We start from the raw sequence: 18,167 nt of genomic DNA on the forward strand, positions 1-18,167 counted from the left end.
AGGTCAGGGGGAAGAAATTACTGGGCTGCTGTGCCCAGCAGGTAGTCCAGGTCAATGGCGGTTTGGTTGTGCGCCAGCACGGCATCGAGGTAGGCCGTGCGCACAGTCAGGGCGCGTTCCAGGTTCAGCAGCAACTCGGAATAGGTGGTTTCACCAGCTTTATAGGCCAGTTGGCTCAGGCGCACGATAACGGCCGCCTGGGGCAGGCCGGTTTGCTCGTAGAACTGCACCCGGCGCTGCTGCTCCAGCAGGCGTAGGCGCAGCTCATCGAGCTGGGCGGCGGCTTCGGCCTGGTAGCGCTGATACGTCGTCGTAGCAACCTGCTCCTGCAATTTGGCCGCCTGTACCCGTGCCTTCTGCGGGCCGCGCAGCAGCGGAATGGCCACCCCGGCCTGCACGCTCTGGAACCGGTCGCCGGTGCCGTAGGTCGTAGCCTGCCCGTCCACCTCGTAGGTGCCCCGCAGCGACTGATTGGTATAGCCCACCGTCACTTGCGGCAGCCCTTGGGCCTGCTCCACGCGGGTTTCGGCCCGGCGCTCGGCAATCTGCTGCTGCAATACCCGGGCTTGGGGCGTAGCGGCCAGTACCGACGTGTCAGCCGCGGCTCCGGAGGCAGGCAGCAGGCGCAGGATACTATCGGCAATGGCGACCGGCTGCGTGGTTTGCAGCAGGGCCTGTAGCTGGCGCTGGGCAATGGCGTAGTCGGCCCGGGCCTGGGTGAGCAGGTTTTGCGTCTCTCCCTGCTGAATCAGGGCGTTGGCCGGCTCCAGGCGGGCGACTTCCCCGGCTTTGAAGCGCAGCTGCGCGGCGCGCAGGAATTCGGTGTAGATGCTGTCCTGCCCGCGCAGCGTGCGCAGCCGGTGGCGGGCGTGTACGGCCCGCTCGTAGCTCAGGCGCACCTGCCGGCGCAGCTCGGCCTGCACTTGCGCCAACTGCTGCTCCCGGCCCCCAATCTGGGCCTGGCTCAACCCCGCCTGGGCTTTGTAGTAGCCCGGCAACGCCAGCGACTGGCCGATGCTAAACACGTTGTCGGACAGCGGGGAGTTGACTTGCCCGTAGGTGCCCAGAATCGTGGTGCGGCCTACGTCAAAGGAAGTTCGGCGCAGGGCCTGTTGGGCTTCCAGGGAGCGTTGGGCCGCCTGCACCGTGCCGTTGGCCTGCAACGCCTGCCCTACGGCCTGGGTGGCGGTAAGCGCACCCTGCGCCCGGGCGGGCACGGCGGCAAGCAAGCCCCCCAGCACGAGCAGCAGCACCGAAACCGGTACGGCAGCCGTCGGCCGCGGCTTCTCTTCTCCCTTCGGTTCGGACTTGCGCTCGGACAGGGCGTAGAGCACCGGCAGCACCAGCAGGGTGAGCAGCGTGGCCGTTACCAGCCCGCCGATGACGACGGTGGCCAGCGGGCGCTGCACTTCGGCCCCCGCTGACTGCGACAGGGCCATTGGCAGGAAGCCCAATGAGGCCACGGTAGCCGTCATCAGCACCGGCCGCAGGCGTACCTGCGTGCCTTCCAGAATGCGCCGGTAAAGGTCGGTGTGGCCTTCCTCTTTGAGTTGGTTGAAGTAGCCGATGAGCACGATGCCGTTGAGCACGGCCACCCCGAAGAGGGCAATGAAGCCCACGCCGGCCGAGATGCTGAAGGGCATGCCCCGCAGCCACAGGGCCAGCACCCCGCCGATGGCCGACAATGGAATGGCCGTGAAAATGAGCACTGACTGTTTCAGTGACTTGAAGGTGAAAAACAGGAGCACGAAAATCAGTAGCAGGGCCACCGGCACGGCAATGCTGAGCCGCTCGGAGGCCTGGCGCAGGTTCTCGAACTGGCCGCCGTAGGTGGTGTAGTAGCCGGGCGCGAACTTCAGCTGCCGGTCCACTTTGCCCTGCAGCTCGGTCACAACGCTTTCCACGTCGCGGCCCCGCACGTTGAAGGCCACCGTGATGCGGCGCTTGGCGTCGTCGCGCTGAATCTGGTTGGGGCCTTCTTGCAGCTCCACCGTGGCAACCTGCTCCAGGGGAATCTGCTCGCCGGTGGGCGTGGCCACCAGCAGCTGGCGCACGTTACCGATGTTCTGGCGCAGCTCCGGAGCCAAGCGCAGCACCACATCAAAGCGGCGCTCCTGCTCGAAGAGCTGCCCGGCGGTCTGGCCGGCAAAGGCCGTTTGCACCGTGCGGTTCACGTCCTCCGCATTCAAGCCAAAGCGGGCCAGGCGGTTGCGGTCGAGCTTGACCACGATTTGCGGCAGGCCCGTGACCTGCTCCACGTACACGTCTTCGGCCCCTTCCACCTGGCGCACCAGGCGGGCGGCCCGCTCGGCGTAGGAAGCCAGCTGGGTGAGGTCTTCGCCGTAGATTTTCAGGACCACATCCTGCTTAGCCCCCGAAATCAGCTCGTTGAAACGCATCTGTATAGGCTGCTGAAAGCCGAAGGTTACGCCCGGAATCACGCTCAGCGCTTCGGCCATCTTGCCGGCCAGCTCTTCCTGCGTTTTGGCGGAAGTCCACTTGCCCTGGTCTTTTTCTAGGATAACCATCACGTCGGCCGCTTCCACAGGCATGGGGTCGGTGGGTATCTCGGCCGCCCCGATTTTGGCCACCACCTCCTTGACTTCGGGAAACTGCTTCTGCAGGATTGTTCCGGCCTGCAGGCTCCGGTCCACGGTGTAGCTCAAGGAGGAGCCGGTGAGCGTGCGCAGTTCAATGGCAAAATCTCCTTCGGCCAGCTGCGGGATAAACTCCCCGCCCAGGGTGCGGAACAGCAGCAGCGCCCCGACGAACAGGGCCACGGCCGAGGTCAGTACCACCGCTTTGCGGCGCAGCGCCCATTCCAGCACCGGGCGGTAACGGGCTTCGAGCCAACTCATCATCCGGTCGGAGAAGTTGCGCTTCACTTCCGTCGAGCGGCTCAAGGCCAGGGCCGACATCATGGGCACGTAGGTCAGACTCAGGATGAACGCCCCGATAATGGCGAAGGCCACGGTCTGGGCCATCGGCCGGAACATCTTGCCCTCAATGCCCACCAGCGCCAGCAGAGGCAGGTACACAATCAGGATGATGATTTCGCCAAAGGCGGCCGAGGAGCGGATTTTACTGGCCGCGTGGTAGGTTTCCTCGTTCATCTGCTCGGTGCTGAGCCGGTTGCCCGGGACCCGCAGCTGCCCGCCGTGCAGGCGGTGCACGATGGCTTCGACGATAATCACGGCCCCGTCCACGACCAGCCCGAAGTCGATGGCTCCCAGGCTGAGCAGGTTGCCCGACACGCCGAACAGGCGCATCATGCTGATGGCAAACAGCATGGCCAGCGGAATAACGGAGGCTACTACCAGCCCGGCCCGCCAGTTGCCCAGAAACAGCACCAGTACGAACAGCACAATCAAAGCGCCCTCAATCAGGTTGGTTTTCACCGTGCCGATAGCGCGGCCTACCAACTCGGAGCGGTCCAGGTACACGTCGATGGCCACGCCCTCCGGTAAGGATTTCTCCACCGTCAGCATCCGGGTTTTCACGTCCTTAATCACGTCGTTGGCGTTGGCTCCTTTCAGCATGAGCACGATGCCGCCGGTCACTTCGCCCTCCCCGTTGCGGGTCATGGCCCCGTAGCGCACGGCCGAGCCCGGGCGCACGTCGGCCACGTCGCGCACCAGCACCGGCATACCGCCCGCCGTGCTGCGCACCACGATGTTGCCCAGGTCGGCGGCGTTTTCAGCCAGCCCTTCGGTGCGGATAAAGTAGGCCGTGGGCTTCTGGTCGAGGTAAGCGCCGCCCGCGTTCTGGTTGTTGCGCGAAACGGCCTGATATACCTGTTCCGTGGTGACGTTCAACGAGCGCAGGCGGGTCGGGTCCAGCCGGATTTCAAACTGCTTGAGCTGGCCGCCGAAGCTGGCCACGTCGGCCACGCCGGGGGTGCCCAGCAGCTGCCGGCGCACTATCCAGTCCTGAATCGTGCGCAGCTCGCGGGCGTCGTACTTCTTCTCGAAGCCGGGCTTGGCGCGTACCAGGTACTGGTAGACTTCGCCCAGACCAGTACTGACCGGAGCCATTTCGGGCCGGCCGATGCTGGCCGGGATTTGGCTTTCGGCTTCGCGCAGGCGCTCCCCGACCTGCTGGCGGGCCCAGTAAATGTCAACTTTATCCTCGAAGACGATGGTAACCACCGAGAGGCCAAAGCGGGAAAAGGAGCGCACTTCCTCCCGGCCGGGAATGGTAGCCAGGCTCTGCTCGACGGGGAAGGACACGAGGCGCTCAATGTCGCTGGCAGCCAGCGAAGGAGCCACCGTATAAACGACAATCTGGTTGGTGGTAATATCGGGCACCGCGTCAATCGGCAGCCGGCTCAACGAGTAGCTGCCCCAGGCCACCAGGGCCAGGGTCAGAATCCCGATAATGAGCTTGTTGTGAATGGAAAAATGAATCAGCCGGTCAAACATCCGTTGCTGTGGGGGTTAGGTCTAACACTTTCAGTGAATAGCCTGCTCACCCGGCGGTTCCGGCTACTGAGCGCGGGAACGGCGGGGATGGAACGCACTTCTGGGGCCAACGCCACGCGTTAGCAAGCTCCGACCAGCCGGCTCCACAAGGAAGCAGGCCGCCCGGACAGGGTGGTTAGCAGGAAAAAGAGGAAAGTATTAGGCCTGGGGCGGCTGCCACACAGAACCGAGGGCCCGCGTCGGGGCACCCACTATCAGCCGGCCGTGCTGGGGGCTGGTGCCCCACTCCACCAACTGGGGGTAAGCAGCTACGGCCATGCCTGGCAGTGTAACCACCACCCCGCCGCAGCAGTGGCACTGGCAGAGCGGCGAACACCAGTCACCCAAGGCGTCGGAGCTGCAGTCCGAATGCGTAGCCGCTGCCACCGTTGTCTGGGCCTGGTCCTGGCACACGGCTACCTCGTCCGTGCAGGTCATGCAGGAGAGGAACGCGAAGTAGCAGGCGAAAAACAGGCTGAGCAGGCGCATGAAGCGGCAAAGGTAGTGAATCCCGGGGGCCGGAGCTGCTTTTACCGCTAAAGTCCGGTGAAGGTTCCCCGACCGAACAACTAGCCCGGTAGGGCTGCCCCCGGGTGAAGTTCCGGGCGGGTACTCCTTGTTTGCTGAAAAGCGGTCAGGGCATTTTCCCAGCGCGAAGTCCTGCAAGAAAGCCTTTTTGCCTTCCGTTGTTGGTGCTAGTTAACTTGCTCGTTTAACCTTTGTACCGAACTTTTAACCAAGGCCAGTCATCCGGCACCTCGAGCAAGTTTTGAACGGCTGTGGGGACCCGGTTCGGTTCACGCCCACCGGCCGGAAGCTGCTGAACGCGACCGGCACCCTGATGGCCGTGGAAGTGATGCGGGTAGATGTGCTGGCGCACAACGACTGCTTTGCCGTGCCGCCGCCCGTGCCGGCCTACGCGCATAATCGCAAAGGCTGCTACACGGTAAACATCGTGCACATCCCACCCCTGCTGGCCGAGGCTTATTCCACCGGCCGCCGCTACACCGAGGCCGAAATAGAAGGGTTGATTCGGACCAGTACGTCCCTTTTCTCATGTTACCTGCTGGCCTGAGCACGAGGTGCCGCGCCGTGAAGTCACAAAAAAGGCCGGTCTACTGATAGGGACCGGCCTTTGTGCAGGCGTGTTGTGCTTACTTTTTCGCGCAGCAAGCGGGTACGCCGGCTAGGGTGCAGGCGGCCGTGCCTTTATCCGGGCAGTTTTTCACCAGGGGGCACTCGGGGGTGCCTTTCAAGGGGCAGTCGGCCGCAGTCGTGGCAGCCGGGTTGGTGAAGCCGAACAGGGCCCCGCCGGAGAGCAGCGCCGCAGCGCCGAACATCATCATTTTGCGTTTCATACAACAAAGAATTGGGGTGAGTCGGCCGGGTACGGCAACCGGGTTGATGAAGATACGCAGGCCGTGCCCTGCAATAAGCGAAGGGCTAGGCCGCTTGGCCGATGCCGGCGGCTGCTAATGCTTCTTTGGTGATGCCGGCGCCCTGGCAGCAGGCAAGCAGGGTGCCGTTCACGGCCACGGCGGGCAGGGATTGCACGCCCAGCAGCCGGGCCCGGCGCAGAGCAGGGTTGCCGGCCTCGGTTTCGGTGAGGTTGTGGGTGATGACGTCGCAGCTGCTGCAGGCCGTGCTTTTCACCAATTCCACCACGGGACTGCACAGCGGGCAGCCAGCGGTAAATACTTCTACGATGCGCTTCATGGGGCAGGGAATAGGTTTATCAAAAACAACGAGGCAAAGCTCCGCTCAACCCCCGGGTGTCCGTCAAGCTTTTTCCTCGCTTATTTTATCCCGGCCCGCGTTGTGCTGCTCCAGCCGCCCGCCAATCTCGCGCAACTCCTGCATTTTCTGCGTTAACTCGCCTTCGCTGAGGGTAGGAAACTGCTGCCGCAGCTCCTCAATGCGCCCGGCGTCCTGGCAGTCGCCGGGGCAGGCCCCCACCACGTCCACGATTTGCAAGGCCAGGCCCTTGCGGAACACTTCGTCCAGCAGCAGGTGCTCAGCGCTACTCAACCCGTTAGTCACGGCCTTAAACTGCACCAGCACCTGGTCGGGCTCGATGTTTTCCGCGTCCAGCATTTTGCCGATGCCCTGCAGCTGGCCGGCGAGCATGTTCAGGCGGCTTTTCAGGTCGCGGGTAAGGTCTTTGGGGAGCATAGAGCTATGGTTTTCCGCAATAACGGAGCCGCCCGGGGTGTCGGTCAAGCAGAAATTCAGTAAATTCTGCAGTTGCTCTGAGATGTGGAATGCAGCATCATGAGCGGGCTTGCGGTCTTCAGCACGCTGGTGCAGGCGTACTTTCCGTCGGGCAGTTTCGCGTCTATCGCAGGCCCTGCATTTTCAGGAACAGGCCCCCGGGATTCTTGGTGGCCTTAATTTTATCGGTCTTCAGCTTGTAGATGAAGGCAAACAAAGCATCCACGTGCTTAGGAGACTGCAAAATGTCCTGCACCAGCTTGGGCTCCTGAACGCCCAGGGTTTCAAGGTGCTTGCGGGCCAGCTGCACCTTGGCATCATCGGCCTCCAGCTCGAAGGGGATGGGCAGCTGCTGCGGCACCTGGGTGTTGACGTAGAACTTAATGCTTTGGAAGGAGCGTCCCTTCTTCAGCAGCTCGTACTTGATGCGCAGGTCGGTGTGCTCGTTTATCTGCGTCGTGGCCACGTCGAGCACGTACTTCTGCAGCGAGGAAATCTGGGCGTACTGCTCGGGCTCTTTACCCGCCGGGTCCTTGAGCTTGAGCATGCCCTTGAACTCATCCAGGGAGTAGGTCTTGGTTTCCCCGATGTCCTTCCACTGCGAGGCCAACTGGTAGATGCGCTTGGCATACTTGCTCGACAGGCTGAAAGCCGCCTGTAGGCGGTAAGACGTGAAGTTGCTCTTCAGGTCAATCAGGAAGGGCCGCATGCGCTCGGATATCTCCAGCTCGATAGTGCCCTCACCCTTGCGGTACAGGGCCGAAGCCAGTAGGCTCACCTGCAGCAGGGTTTTGCCGGTCTCGATGTGGTAGACGCGGCTGTTGAGGTTCTCGGTGGATTCGAGCAGCTGCTTGTAGTTCCAGGTCCGGCCCGTCATCTCCATGAGCTCCTGCACCCGGATTTCATAAATGGTACCGGCCTTATCCTGCTTGGTGAGCTTGGAAAGCAGCGAAAATACGATGTCCATCTCGCAGGCACTCATCTCGTAGCGGGCCGTCGTCAGCGCATTATGCTGCCGAATTTCTATCGGGACGGTGGATTCGGGCGCGGCCATACGCAGCTACTGTGGTGATACAAAGCAAACATACGGCTTAAATCGGAAACTAATAGAGCCAAATCCTGAATCTATGAGTAAGCGGCAAGGTGCCAGTCTCGGTGGCTTATAAAAGCTATTAATTAGACTTATAAAACCTATTAGTTAGCTGACCGCGAGTTTTTGCCGAGGCTTATAAAAGCTATTAGTTAGACTTATAAAACCTATTAGTTCGCGGCCTGCCAGCAGAGAGCCTCAGAAGTCGTGACCCACCCGTGACTTATAAAATCTATTAGTTCGCAGGCAGCGAGTCTTACGATAGGCCTGCGATTTGACTCTATTAATTAGCTTATCAAACCTATTAGTTTGGCTTATGAAAGCTATTAGTCAGCTTATAAAACCTATTACCCCGCTTATAAAACCTATTAGTTGGCTTATAAAACCTATTACTGAAGACGCTTAAGTTGCTGAGGTACAAAAAGTTGCGAGCCCTGCAAATACCTTAAATACTTAAAATACTCACAAGCTTGTTGAAGCTGGAGTACAAAAGCTTATAAAGTGGTGGTTTAGGGCGATACCCGAACGAAAACAACAAAAAAGAGAGTCTAAACAAGCACAAAATGGGATTGCACTTTTTAAATATTTTTTTACCTTTTTCTACTATTTAGAACATTCTTGTATACCTCGAAGGTAGCTTGAATACTACGCTCAAAGCTAATAGAAGGCTCATTAATAGATTTTATAAGTCTCACAAGGGACTCTTAGCAGCTTCTTCAGCAGCGTCCGAAACAGCCCAAGGAGAGCCACCTGAGCATGATAGCACTGCCAACAGCACCCTTCGGGCTTATAAAACCTATTTTTTAGCAGGCTTGGCAGCCTACAGTTCAGCTCAGCTGATAAGTGAACTAATAGGTTTTATAAGCCAAAATGCGGGGTAGCGCCATCTGGCAGTAGGTTATGCAAGGCTACAGGAGAGCTCAGCGAGGCATTGCCTAATTTCTTGGACTGCAACGGACCGGCAGCAAGCGTATCAGGACTAACAAGTGGCTTCTACGTACCCATGAAGGGCAGTGGGACGCAGGTGGAACCGCTCGGACTCGTTTCCTTTGCGCCAAATGCACCTCACGATTACCCTCCTGACTGACCTTAACAGTTGCTCTTGAGCCCAGCATGGGGTAGCCAGGAAGAAGATACACCACACATGACTGAAGAAGTAACCTCCCAGGCCGACGTTGTCCCTCTGCCATTCCCAGACCTGAGTCTGACCGTTTCCTATGCCGATGCGCTGCTCTATGGCCAGGCAAGGTTAAAAATGCTGGGCAGTGGGGAATTGAAGCCTTTTTGTGAGACGCATCAACTCACCTACACCAACATCGTCAACCTGAAAAATGGCAAGCTCAAGCGCGAGGAGCCGCGCCTGTTGCAGCGCGTGCTCAGTAGCTTAGGCCTACCCGCGCAGCAATTGCGCTTTCCCCTTACAAGTAAGACCATGTGGTTTGTGTTGCCCAATGCCCAGGCGCTGGCGTCCTTTCAGGCGCAGCTCCATTTCCTCACATCATCGAAGGCTTAAGGAACCGTAGATAGTTGGTGAGAGGAACATACTGCAACTGCCTGCGCAGCACATGAACCACGTATTAAACGGCCGGGCTACGGCAACTAAACTGGCCCAGGTCCCCGTAATACCCATACATCGTGCGTCACAGCCACTATGGCTTCACCTCGTTGCGCCATGCCTGCCATCGCCAGTAGATAGCCGAGTCGATTATGACCTTCGATTAACTGGTGAGGCACTACCAACTCTTTATCCGGTGGCAACTGGCCTAGCGAGACCACATCCAGCACTACGGGTGGGGTGCGCCATGTGCCATGTGCCTTCCAGTGGACTAGGTCCCGGTTAGTGCAGCAAAACTCCTCGAAGTCCTGGCACCGCTCTCGGGTCTGGACACAATCTCGATATTCTTCCACCACGTACAAGTTCAGCAGACCCTGCGTCGGCCACTGCTCTAAGCTAAAGAGTGAGTGGTCGTAATCCAGCCAGGCATAGTTTCGCATTGTAACGTATTCGCCTTGCAACCCATGAATCCATTGCTTTAGCACCGCTCTGGGTACGTTGGGCACCAAGGGATGAACACGCTGATAGTATGCGTCAAACTCCCACATCGTCCGTTCATCCGTCAAAGCAGTCAAGCGTTTCCAGGAAGGGGAGAAATCAGCTGGTTGTTTCATCTAGGCTTTCTACAGATTACGAAGGAAGTCTACTTCAGATAGTATTTCCAACCCAGCGCCTTTTTCGATGAGCTTAACGGCTTTCTCCTGCTTGCTGCTCATACCGTCATCACCGACGATGCGATAATCCTGCTGCCCAACTACCAGAAAGCACGTGTCCTTCGTGACACCATTGCTGTTAATCCCGCCGATGTCGGCAATAAGCTGCTGCGCACTGGCGCGCTGCATGGACGAGAGCGTGCCGGTGAACACCACGCTGCGGCCATAGAACAGGTTGTCGGGCTTATGCTTGGCTGGGTCCCCCTTAATCAGGCTTAAGTCTTTAGAAGGGTAGATGCGCCGCGTTACGCAAGGGTTGTAGCCGTCTGAATGTAGCTGCCCGATGTTGGTTAGCAGCTTTTCAGCAAAGTCGTCTTGACACGTTACGCCGGCGTGAGCAAAGGTTTTCAATGCCAGCTGCGCGCAAGCTTGTGCATCGCTGGCTGCGCGGTGATGCTGCAAGGGGATGCCGTGAAATTTACAGAGCGTATGCAGGTCATAGGCGGGTAGCCCAGTCCATACTTTTTTAGAGAAAATATAGCTGCAGACATAATGCAGCGAAGGAAAAGGCAGTTCGTACGCTTCCAACGTCCGGCGCATCACGCTGAAATCGAAGCCCGCATTGTGCGCCACCAACAGCTGCCCTTCCAGTAGCGGCTGCAATTCGGGCCACAGCTCGGCCCAGGTAGGCTGGTCAGCTACATCGGCGGGGTGGATGCCGTGGATGGAGATGTTAAATGAGTCGAAATAGGGATAAGAGGGAGGCTTTACCAACCACGACCTAGTATCGGTTACCTGACCGTCTTCCACGAAAGCTAGGCCTATTTCGCACGCGCTGTCGCGGTCAGCCGTAGCGGTTTCAAAATCAATAGCAATGAACTTCATGAGATGTGAAATAGTAAAGCCGCTACAGGTTGAGTTATTAACTCAGAATAATTACCCTAATGCTACTGAATTCTACTCATAATTTAAGGCAGCCTTCCTGAGCAGCCTTTTCATGGATGAACGCAAAGTGCTAGGTTCCAAAACTCGCAAGTCTGGGCCGAAGCTAAGCAGCAGGGTTTTCAATTCCTGATTGATAATCAAGCGTAACTCTATCTCAAGTCCTGCCGCCGTGTCATGAAGAATGACTTGGCTGGCATGCAGCGCTTTGGTTCGCACGTAAGGTGCCCGTCCCGCAGCAATATGAAGGCGAATGGTTTCAACGCCGGCAGACTGCTCTGGTATTGTCACTCCGATGATAGACTCATAGTAGGTACTGAAATCAACATCAGAAGTGCGGAATGCCGCCTGACTACCGGTCAGCTGTTTAATTCGGTCAAGGGCATAGTTCTGCAGGTGGGGCCCTTTAGCTTCGTTAAACCCAATCAGATACCAGCGTCCATTGTATGCCTTGAGTAAATAGGGGTGGACTTCCTCGGGCGTAGTCTGCGCTGCTCGGTAAGACTGGTAGTGCACCACCAGCGGAGTCTTATCCCGAATGGCTAGGTATAAGGGTTTCAAATAGGGCGTTCCAGTGTAATCAGGGGCCGCCTCAAGTTGGAGAATAGGGCTCGCCGCGGCGCTGATACTGGGCAGTTGTCGCTCCAACCGCTGAATCAATTCGTCTAAATCATCAGTTAACCCCAAGCCTCGTAACGCCTTTAGTGTATGCAGACTTTGATGGAGAAGCACAAGGTCTTCACTCGTAAGCGAGCTTTTGAAAATAGAGTATTCAGGGTCGGAATAATGATAGCCTAGTCGGCGTGTGTACTTTATAGGAGCATTGTAATGCGTGGGTAAACGCATGTTATGCAAATCTTCTTTGAGGGTACGCATACAAACGCCGCTCCCGGCCGCTGTCGTCTCGACATAATCGTCACTTACTGCCTGCAGTAGGTCTTCAATAGTCCAGACGCGGTTACGACGCCGCAGGCAAGTATCAATGATGATGTATCGGTTCTGGGCGTTCTTATTGGTCGGCATACATCATTCTAGCAACCTCAAGCCGTACAAAACGGCCATTCAGGTCGGATATCTTAAGTATTTGTTAAGCTGCTCGCTGGAGACTCAGATGCGTGATAGCATCATTATTTCCGGCAGCGTACTTCAAAAGGGGCTCATTGCTGGCTGCCCTGTGTGCAGTCAGATTGCACAATTGCTTTGAACAAAGAAAACAGGAGGGCAAACATTATTGCTATAGTGAAAATTATTCATTTGTAAATCAGTCAGTTAATATGATTTGCCAAGCATTAGATGAAAAAATATGCGTGTAATATAAACTGTGCAGATAGACTGCACAGTAGAGTATTTGCTTTGCCATGGCAACAGAGTAAATCCTTGCTCAGTCGTAGCCGGACATCGGTTGAGTAAGGAGGGTAAGTTTGTTGCTACCCATTTTTGGGGTTCTTCTTCCAACGGGGCGGATTTACACGCTAAGAAATTTCCTACTCCAAAGAGGCCCTTACGACTGGCGCAAGGGCCGACGGTGCTGCGGGTCCACCTGCGCCGGATTCTCGAAGGAATACTTGCCCAGTCGGTTGATGTGCTCGTAGCGACTGGGTGAGAGGTATTCAAAATGGGCCTCGTCCACCGGATACCCTTCCGCTTGGAGCTGCTGCAGGACCTCCTGCATGTAAACCGTGTTCCAGAGCAGCACGCAGTTGGTGAGCAGCGTCAGGCAGCGAGCGGCTTCGGCCTGCTCTTCCTGCTGTTTGCGCCGGATCACGCCCTCACTGCCGAACCAGAGCCAGGCCCGCAGGGCGTGCAGTTCCTCTCCTTTGTTGAGTTGGGCGTGAATGCGCCGCCGCAGGGGCTGACTTTGCAGGTAGCGTAAAATGAAATTGGTCTTGATAAGCTGGCCGTAGGCCTGCAGCACGTAGGTCAGGTGGTTTTGCCGCGGATAGGCCTGCAGCTTGCTGATGAAGAGGGAGGCCGTCACCCGGCCGGACTTGATCGAGCCGGCCAGCCGCAGCAACTCGTCCCAGTGCCGGCGGATGTAGTCCGGGTTGAGCGTGCCCGTGAATTTGAGGTCGGGGTACACCCAGTCTTCGCCCCGAATTTTGTAGAGCTTCTGATCGGAAAGGTCGCGCATACGAGGGCAGAAAAATAGCCCCAGCAGGTCAAACAAGGCGAAAATAATGTCCGAGTAGCCCGCTGTGTCGGTCGTGTGCTCGACGATGGCCAGCTCGGTTTGGTTATCCACGATTTCATCGAGCACGATGGTGGCGTCGCGCAAGGTGGCGGGCACGACCTTACTGCCATACTGCGAGTATTGATCGGACGAGTGCGTCTGCATCGTCACGCCCCGGCCGGTGCCAAAGTACGTAGGTAAGGCCCGGGCATTACGCACTTTGCCGCTGACGGCGAAGCGCTGCCCATCCGAGGAAGAGAACGTGCCACTGCCCCAGTACGAAGCCAGCCATTGCCGGTGATGCTCGTTGACCAGGAGCGTATTGGCCGCTTTCAGGGTGTCGTCGCGCAGGTAGTTGGAGGCCGTCCACCACAGCGACTGGTAGGGCAGGCCCGTGCTGCGGGCCATGTCGGTGAGGGGAATATTGCAGCCCAGCGCGAGCACCCCGGCCAGCAGGCGCGTGTCGTGCCCCTCGCCGCGCGGGGCGTGCTCCAGCCCCGGCAGGTGGTTAGTAAAACCCAGCCAGGCGTTGACCTCGACTAAAATATCAGTCAGGTCCACCACCGGTAGTCGGCGGCTGATTTCCTGCTGCAGGGCCTGGGCTGCGGCCGGCACCTCCTCCGCGCTGACCCGGCCCACGACCAATTCTCCGTCCTCCAGCCGCACGTCGCCTCCGGCTTCCAGCAGCTGTTGCATCGGGGCCAGCAGTTCCTGTAGCTCCTGCAAACGTTGGGTGAGCCGGTCCGTGGTGACGGGCGGCAGGTTGAGTTGGGCGCACAGTTCGCCTTTCACCCGCTCCCACTCGGCCGGGCCAATCAGGTAACTGCTCAAGTCGGCGTACTGGTGCGAGGGGGCTACGTACACGTCGCCCGAGCGCAGCCGGTCACGCAGCGTGGAGAGTACGCACAGCTCATAGGCGTGGCGCACGTCCGGCTCCGGGCTGTTTTCCGCGACGACCAGCTTGCGCCAAGTTGGTTTCAAGAAGCCTGTGGGCAGGGCTGTCGGCAGCTTCCGGCGCCTGCCCGCCTGCAGGTCGGCGACCAATTCCAGCGCGGCCGGGAAGTCGTCGCCAATAAACCCGTGCTGAAAGTCAATCTGCGCCAGCAGCCGGGGTGTGAATTGCTTGAACAGACTGTAGCGCTTGGCCAGGAACGTAAGGTGGGAATGACGAGTCGGGTAGAGCATCGTTTGCACCGCTTCCCAGGCCAGCACCAGCTGCTCACGGGGAATGCAGGCGAACACGCTCGGGCGCACCTGCCCGGCCGGGGTCTGGTCTTCGTCGAGCACGATTTCCACGGCCTGGGCCAGCGTGCGCAGGGCCGTATCCTTGGCCGCGGTAATCTGCTGCTGGTACTGGTCGTGGGCGCGGCGGGCCTTGGCCAGGCTGTGTTCCCAGTAGGCATCGAACATGCCCAGCACCTCATCGGTGAGCGTCAGGTAGCTCTCGCGCAGGAACGCCACCAGTAGCGGGTAGCGCTTGGCGGCGGGCAGGCGTTCGAGGTGGCGGTTGGAGCGGTTACGGGCCAGCAGCGCCAGGCGCTTCTGCCGGTTCGGATGCAGGCTGCGTACATCCCAGGCCGGCACGCCCAACTCGCCCAGGTAGCGGAGCTTATCCAAGGCCGTGGTGATGGCAGCCGGATTGCCGGCGCTGGCCGTCTGCACCAGCCAGCGGTGGCGGGTGATGCGCAAGGCCTCATCCGGGAGCAGCAATTGGTCCAACTGCCGGCACACGTCCTCGCCCATCAGGGGCGCCAAACGCCGGTAGGTTTCCTGGTAGGCCAGCTCGCTCATGCTGCCCACCAGCCGCTCCAGTGTGCCGATGGCCGGGCGCACGATTTTCTCCTGCTGCAGGCGCAGGCAGGTCATGGCCAGCAGCACCCGCTCGTCGTCGTGCTCCAGGGCCCGCTCCACCAGCCAGGGTTCCAGCCACGCCAGGTCCAGCGGCTCCCACTTGCGAAAGCCCAGGTGCTTGAGCACGGCCAGAAAATGCTCGCTGCGGGTTTGCTGCCGGCTGCCGTACGCGCTGAGCCCCGGCGAGTCTTCCAGTAGCTGGGCGGCCACGAACGGCAGCACGTCAAGCGGCAGCTGCTCCCACCAGCTCTCCGGCAGGAAGCCCATCAGCCGCAACAGCCCCAGCTGCAGGGCGACACCCAAGCGGTTAGCTGCCCCGCGAAAGGAGGCGAGGAATTGCCGGTCGGCTTCCGTCAGGTGAAACTGCTGCCGCAGGTCGGCCTCGAGCAAGGTGGCGGGCACTGTCTGGTAGCGCAGCCGTTCCGGGGCGGAGAGGAAGTCGAGCGGCATGGATTTCGGCTTATCGAAAAGGGTGTCCGAAAACACCCCGCTTTTTCAGGGTGTCCGGGCCGATTTTACACCCAAAAAAGTAGCTTTACAAAGGAACTCCTTTTTGATAGCCCCGATGCCTGCTAAATCGACCGACCAGCCCACGCGCGTGGCCCTCTACGCCCGCGTCTCCACCCTCGACAAAGGGCAGGACCCGGAGACGCAGCTGCGGCCGCTGCGCGAGTATGCCCAGCGGCGCGGCTTCGCCGTGGTCGAAGAATACGTCGACCAAGCCTCGGGCACCAGCGAGGAACGGACGCAGTACAAGCGCATGATGGCCGCCGCCAAGAAACGGCAGCTCGACGCGGTGCTGGTCTGGCGCTACGACCGGTTCGCCCGCTCGACCCAGGCGCTGGTCAACGCACTGAAGGAATTCCAGAGCCTGGGGGTGGACTTCATCTCCTACCAGGAGAACATTGATACCACCACGCCAACGGGTGAATTGATCTTCCATGTCATGGCCTCGCTGGCGCAGTTTGAAAGTGCTTTGATCAGCCAGCGCGTGCGTGCCGGCATGGCGCGGGCCAAAGCACAAGGCAAGTCCATTTCCCGACCGCCGCTGCCGCAAAGCAAGCAACAAGAAATTGCCCAGTTGCACGCAACGGGTGTTTCCATGAATCAGATTAGCAAGCAGACAGCTGTAGCGTACGGGACCGTCTACAAATACGTCCAAGTGCTCAAAGCTTAGCCCCGTGCCCCATATAGCAGTGGCGCAGAAGGAGGAAAGGCGCAGCATTCATTCATATAAATTATATTATATAATGACGGTATTATTATTTATATGCTGTCGAGCTTGTTATTGGGCTTGTTCTGCTTAGCTTACTCTGGTTATCCGGCAGGAACTTCTGCGCACATAGTCCGCCGTGCCAAACTTTCTGTCGTCTGCTCTACACACCTGCGGCACGCGTTTTGAACTTCCACCTTCTAACCGTTTTGCAGTATGAAAACATTTTCACACTACGCCTTGACTTTGCTCCTCGCGGTAGCAAGTTTAGATGCTCCAATAGCTGTCGGGCAGAGTATTCCGAAGCCAGCTAGTAATCGCCAGGGAGGCGAACTATCTTTAACTGAATTAGTGGGCCGCCACCCCTTGGTATTTGAGGGCCATGTCGTGGGCCAACGAAGCTTTTGGAACGCCTCGCATACCAAAATTCTGACCGCCACCACGATTGAGGTGTTTACCGTATTCAAAGGCAACGTGGGGCCTACGATGGAAATTATTACGGAAGGGGGAGTTGTTGGTGAAGAGGGAATGGGGGTATTTGATGGTGATCAACCCGCGTTAGGAAAAAGCAGTGCGGGGTTGTTTTTTGCCCAACCGTATTCCAAAAATGATTTGGCCGCCAACGCCTCTGCGGCACCCGCGGTGGAGGTAAATGCAGGGGCGCAAGGCTATTGGATGTATCAACGGCCGGCCCGGGCTACGCAAACAGTAGCCATTACGCCTTACCGCGTGTACGACGATATTCCCGCCTTGGTGCAGGCACCCATCGCGGCGGCAGCTGGTCAGACTCCTCGCGTACTCAAATCGTTTGATGCCCGGCGTTTTGACCCGTTCGCCGCCACTGCGCCACCCCAGCAAAAGGTCACCACCCCGGTGGCCCCACAAAAAAAAACGGCCAGCCAAACCGGCGCAGAAGCCGCCGCTGCCCCTAACTCACCCACGGCCGCGCCGGTGATCACCGGCTTCAGCCCCACTTCGATAAAGGCCGGCACCTTCGATATACTGACGATTAACGGCACCGATTTTGGCACGGCAAAACCCCGCGTTTTCTTCACCTCCTCCAATAACGACGCATCCATCGAGTGTCCTCCGGAGAACATCTTTTCCTTCACCAATACGATTATCCAACTGTACGTGCCTTCGAATGATGGTACGAATCCGCCATTTGGCATCAGTGCCGGAACTGGCCCCATCTACGTTGAATCAAATAACATCCGAAGCAACGTCCCGAACACCGATATAACCATCATCCGGTCCGAAACGACCTACAACGACCCGCTGATCACGCCTACGGCGTATCGCCAAACCCGCTTGGTTAGCGCCAACGGTGCTGGGGGCTACACGTTTAAGTATGACCAAAACATTTACAACACTCCCGAGGCAGTACGCCTGATTGAAGCCGCCCTCCAGAAATGGCGGTGCGAAACGTTGGTGAACATCGGCGACGATGTTTCGGCCGCAACCCCCTACGTACAAGGCACGCCCGAGTGCAACATCTCCTTCGCGCCATCTGGGACGATGGGCGCACGGTTGATGTCCACGTATGGCTACTTCCGCACTTGCAGCAATTCCGCTACCAACGGCCGTTTCGTGTACACGACGGCAATGGATATTCAGATTAACCCGGACAAATTTTGGAATTACAGCCTAGAGGGGGACCCCTACAGTGCGGATGAATACGATTTCAAGACCAGTATCCTGCACGAACTGGGACACGCTATTGGCCTACAGCATGTAAAAGACCAAAGCAAATTGATGTATAATTTCCTGGGTCCTCGGCAAGCACGCTACTATCTCAGTGCCGAGCCGGAGATAGGTGGGGGGGCTAACATTCTTGACCGCAGCACAAGGCAGCAAACCTGCACTAGCAATTCCTACACCGCCATGCAGGCATTGACGACTAGGAAGTGTTAACAGTCACGCAGCCAGAGTACGGTTGCGGCAAGATGAACAAAGGCCAGAAAATGGGCATCCAACTTGTCATAGCGCGTGGCCACGCGGCGAAACTGCTTGAGGCGGCTA

The 18,167-nt window shown here is 58.4% G+C and carries 13 protein-coding genes and 1 pseudogene; 4 read left to right on the forward strand and 10 right to left on the reverse strand.

The genetic code is table 11. The annotated features are described in order from the left end of the window. Nucleotides 1-17 precede the first annotated feature (17 nt). Both ROI90_RS18145 and ROI90_RS18150 read right to left on the reverse strand, forming a co-directional pair. Nucleotides 18-4,421, reverse strand: coding sequence for a CusA/CzcA family heavy metal efflux RND transporter (locus tag ROI90_RS18145; RefSeq protein ID WP_243520643.1), 4,404 nt, complete (start codon nt 4,419-4,421; stop codon nt 18-20). Nucleotides 4,422-4,619: 198 nt separating this feature from the next. Next, the gene (locus tag ROI90_RS18150; RefSeq protein ID WP_243520645.1) at nt 4,620-4,949 is read right to left on the reverse strand and encodes a DUF6660 family protein; all 330 of its coding nucleotides are present in this window, start codon (nt 4,947-4,949) and stop codon (nt 4,620-4,622) included. A 280-nt stretch (nt 4,950-5,229) separates the two neighbouring features. On the opposite strand from ROI90_RS18150, the gene ROI90_RS18155 reads away from it, so the two are divergent. Further along, the gene (locus tag ROI90_RS18155; RefSeq protein ID WP_243520647.1) at nt 5,230-5,535 is read left to right on the forward strand and encodes a hypothetical protein; all 306 of its coding nucleotides are present in this window, start codon (nt 5,230-5,232) and stop codon (nt 5,533-5,535) included. Nucleotides 5,536-5,614: 79 nt separating this feature from the next. Here the strand turns inward: ROI90_RS18155 and ROI90_RS18160 are convergent, their stop codons facing one another. The 4 genes from ROI90_RS18160 to ROI90_RS18175 form a co-directional block, all read right to left on the reverse strand. Beyond that, a complete protein-coding gene (locus ROI90_RS18160; protein WP_243520650.1) occupies nt 5,615-5,818 on the reverse strand; it encodes a hypothetical protein in 204 nt (67 codons plus the stop codon). 85 nt (nt 5,819-5,903) lie between these two features. Continuing rightward, on the reverse strand, nt 5,904-6,176 hold the full coding sequence (locus ROI90_RS18165; RefSeq protein ID WP_243520652.1) for a glutaredoxin: 273 nt from the start codon (nt 6,174-6,176) through the stop codon (nt 5,904-5,906). A 63-nt stretch (nt 6,177-6,239) separates the two neighbouring features. Then, nucleotides 6,240-6,680 (reverse strand): metal-sensing transcriptional repressor, encoded by a 441-nt coding sequence (locus ROI90_RS18170; protein WP_315999706.1) that lies wholly within the window; start codon nt 6,678-6,680, stop codon nt 6,240-6,242. 115 nt (nt 6,681-6,795) lie between these two features. Further along, entirely contained in the window at nt 6,796-7,725 is a 930-nt protein-coding gene (locus tag ROI90_RS18175; protein WP_196956759.1) for a replication initiation protein, read from the reverse strand. A 1,180-nt stretch (nt 7,726-8,905) separates the two neighbouring features. Here ROI90_RS18175 and ROI90_RS18180 point away from each other — a divergent pair. Continuing rightward, the gene (locus ROI90_RS18180) at nt 8,906-9,274 is read left to right on the forward strand and encodes a hypothetical protein (protein ID WP_243520656.1); all 369 of its coding nucleotides are present in this window, start codon (nt 8,906-8,908) and stop codon (nt 9,272-9,274) included. A gap of 665 nt (nt 9,275-9,939) precedes the next feature. On the opposite strand, the gene ROI90_RS18185 is transcribed toward ROI90_RS18180, so the two are convergent. From ROI90_RS18185 to ROI90_RS18195, 3 genes are all read right to left on the reverse strand, one after another. After that, entirely contained in the window at nt 9,940-10,854 is a 915-nt protein-coding gene (locus ROI90_RS18185) for an exonuclease domain-containing protein (RefSeq protein WP_243520661.1), read from the reverse strand. A 72-nt stretch (nt 10,855-10,926) separates the two neighbouring features. Continuing rightward, nucleotides 10,927-11,934, reverse strand: a complete 1,008-nt coding sequence (locus ROI90_RS18190; RefSeq protein ID WP_243520663.1) for a helix-turn-helix transcriptional regulator — start codon at nt 11,932-11,934, stop codon at nt 10,927-10,929. Nucleotides 11,935-12,412: 478 nt separating this feature from the next. Beyond that, entirely contained in the window at nt 12,413-15,382 is a 2,970-nt protein-coding gene (locus ROI90_RS18195; RefSeq protein WP_315999707.1) for a Tn3 family transposase, read from the reverse strand. Here ROI90_RS18195 and ROI90_RS18200 point away from each other — a divergent pair. After that, the gene (locus ROI90_RS18200; RefSeq protein ID WP_315999708.1) at nt 15,381-16,109 is read left to right on the forward strand and encodes a recombinase family protein; all 729 of its coding nucleotides are present in this window, start codon (nt 15,381-15,383) and stop codon (nt 16,107-16,109) included. The two genes, ROI90_RS18195 and ROI90_RS18200, sit on opposite strands and share 2 nt — an antisense overlap. 252 nt (nt 16,110-16,361) lie before the next feature. Continuing rightward, the gene (locus ROI90_RS18205) at nt 16,362-18,059 is read left to right on the forward strand and encodes a matrixin family metalloprotease (protein WP_315999709.1); all 1,698 of its coding nucleotides are present in this window, start codon (nt 16,362-16,364) and stop codon (nt 18,057-18,059) included. On the opposite strand, the pseudogene ROI90_RS18210 reads toward ROI90_RS18205, so the two are convergent. After that, nucleotides 18,056-18,167, reverse strand: a pseudogene (locus tag ROI90_RS18210) (IS5/IS1182 family transposase); the annotation flags it as partial. The gene ROI90_RS18205 and the pseudogene ROI90_RS18210 sit on opposite strands and share 4 nt — an antisense overlap.

The sequence above is a fragment of the Hymenobacter endophyticus genome, from assembly GCF_032464715.1.
Classification (GTDB): Bacteria; Bacteroidota; Bacteroidia; order Cytophagales; family Hymenobacteraceae; genus Hymenobacter; species Hymenobacter endophyticus.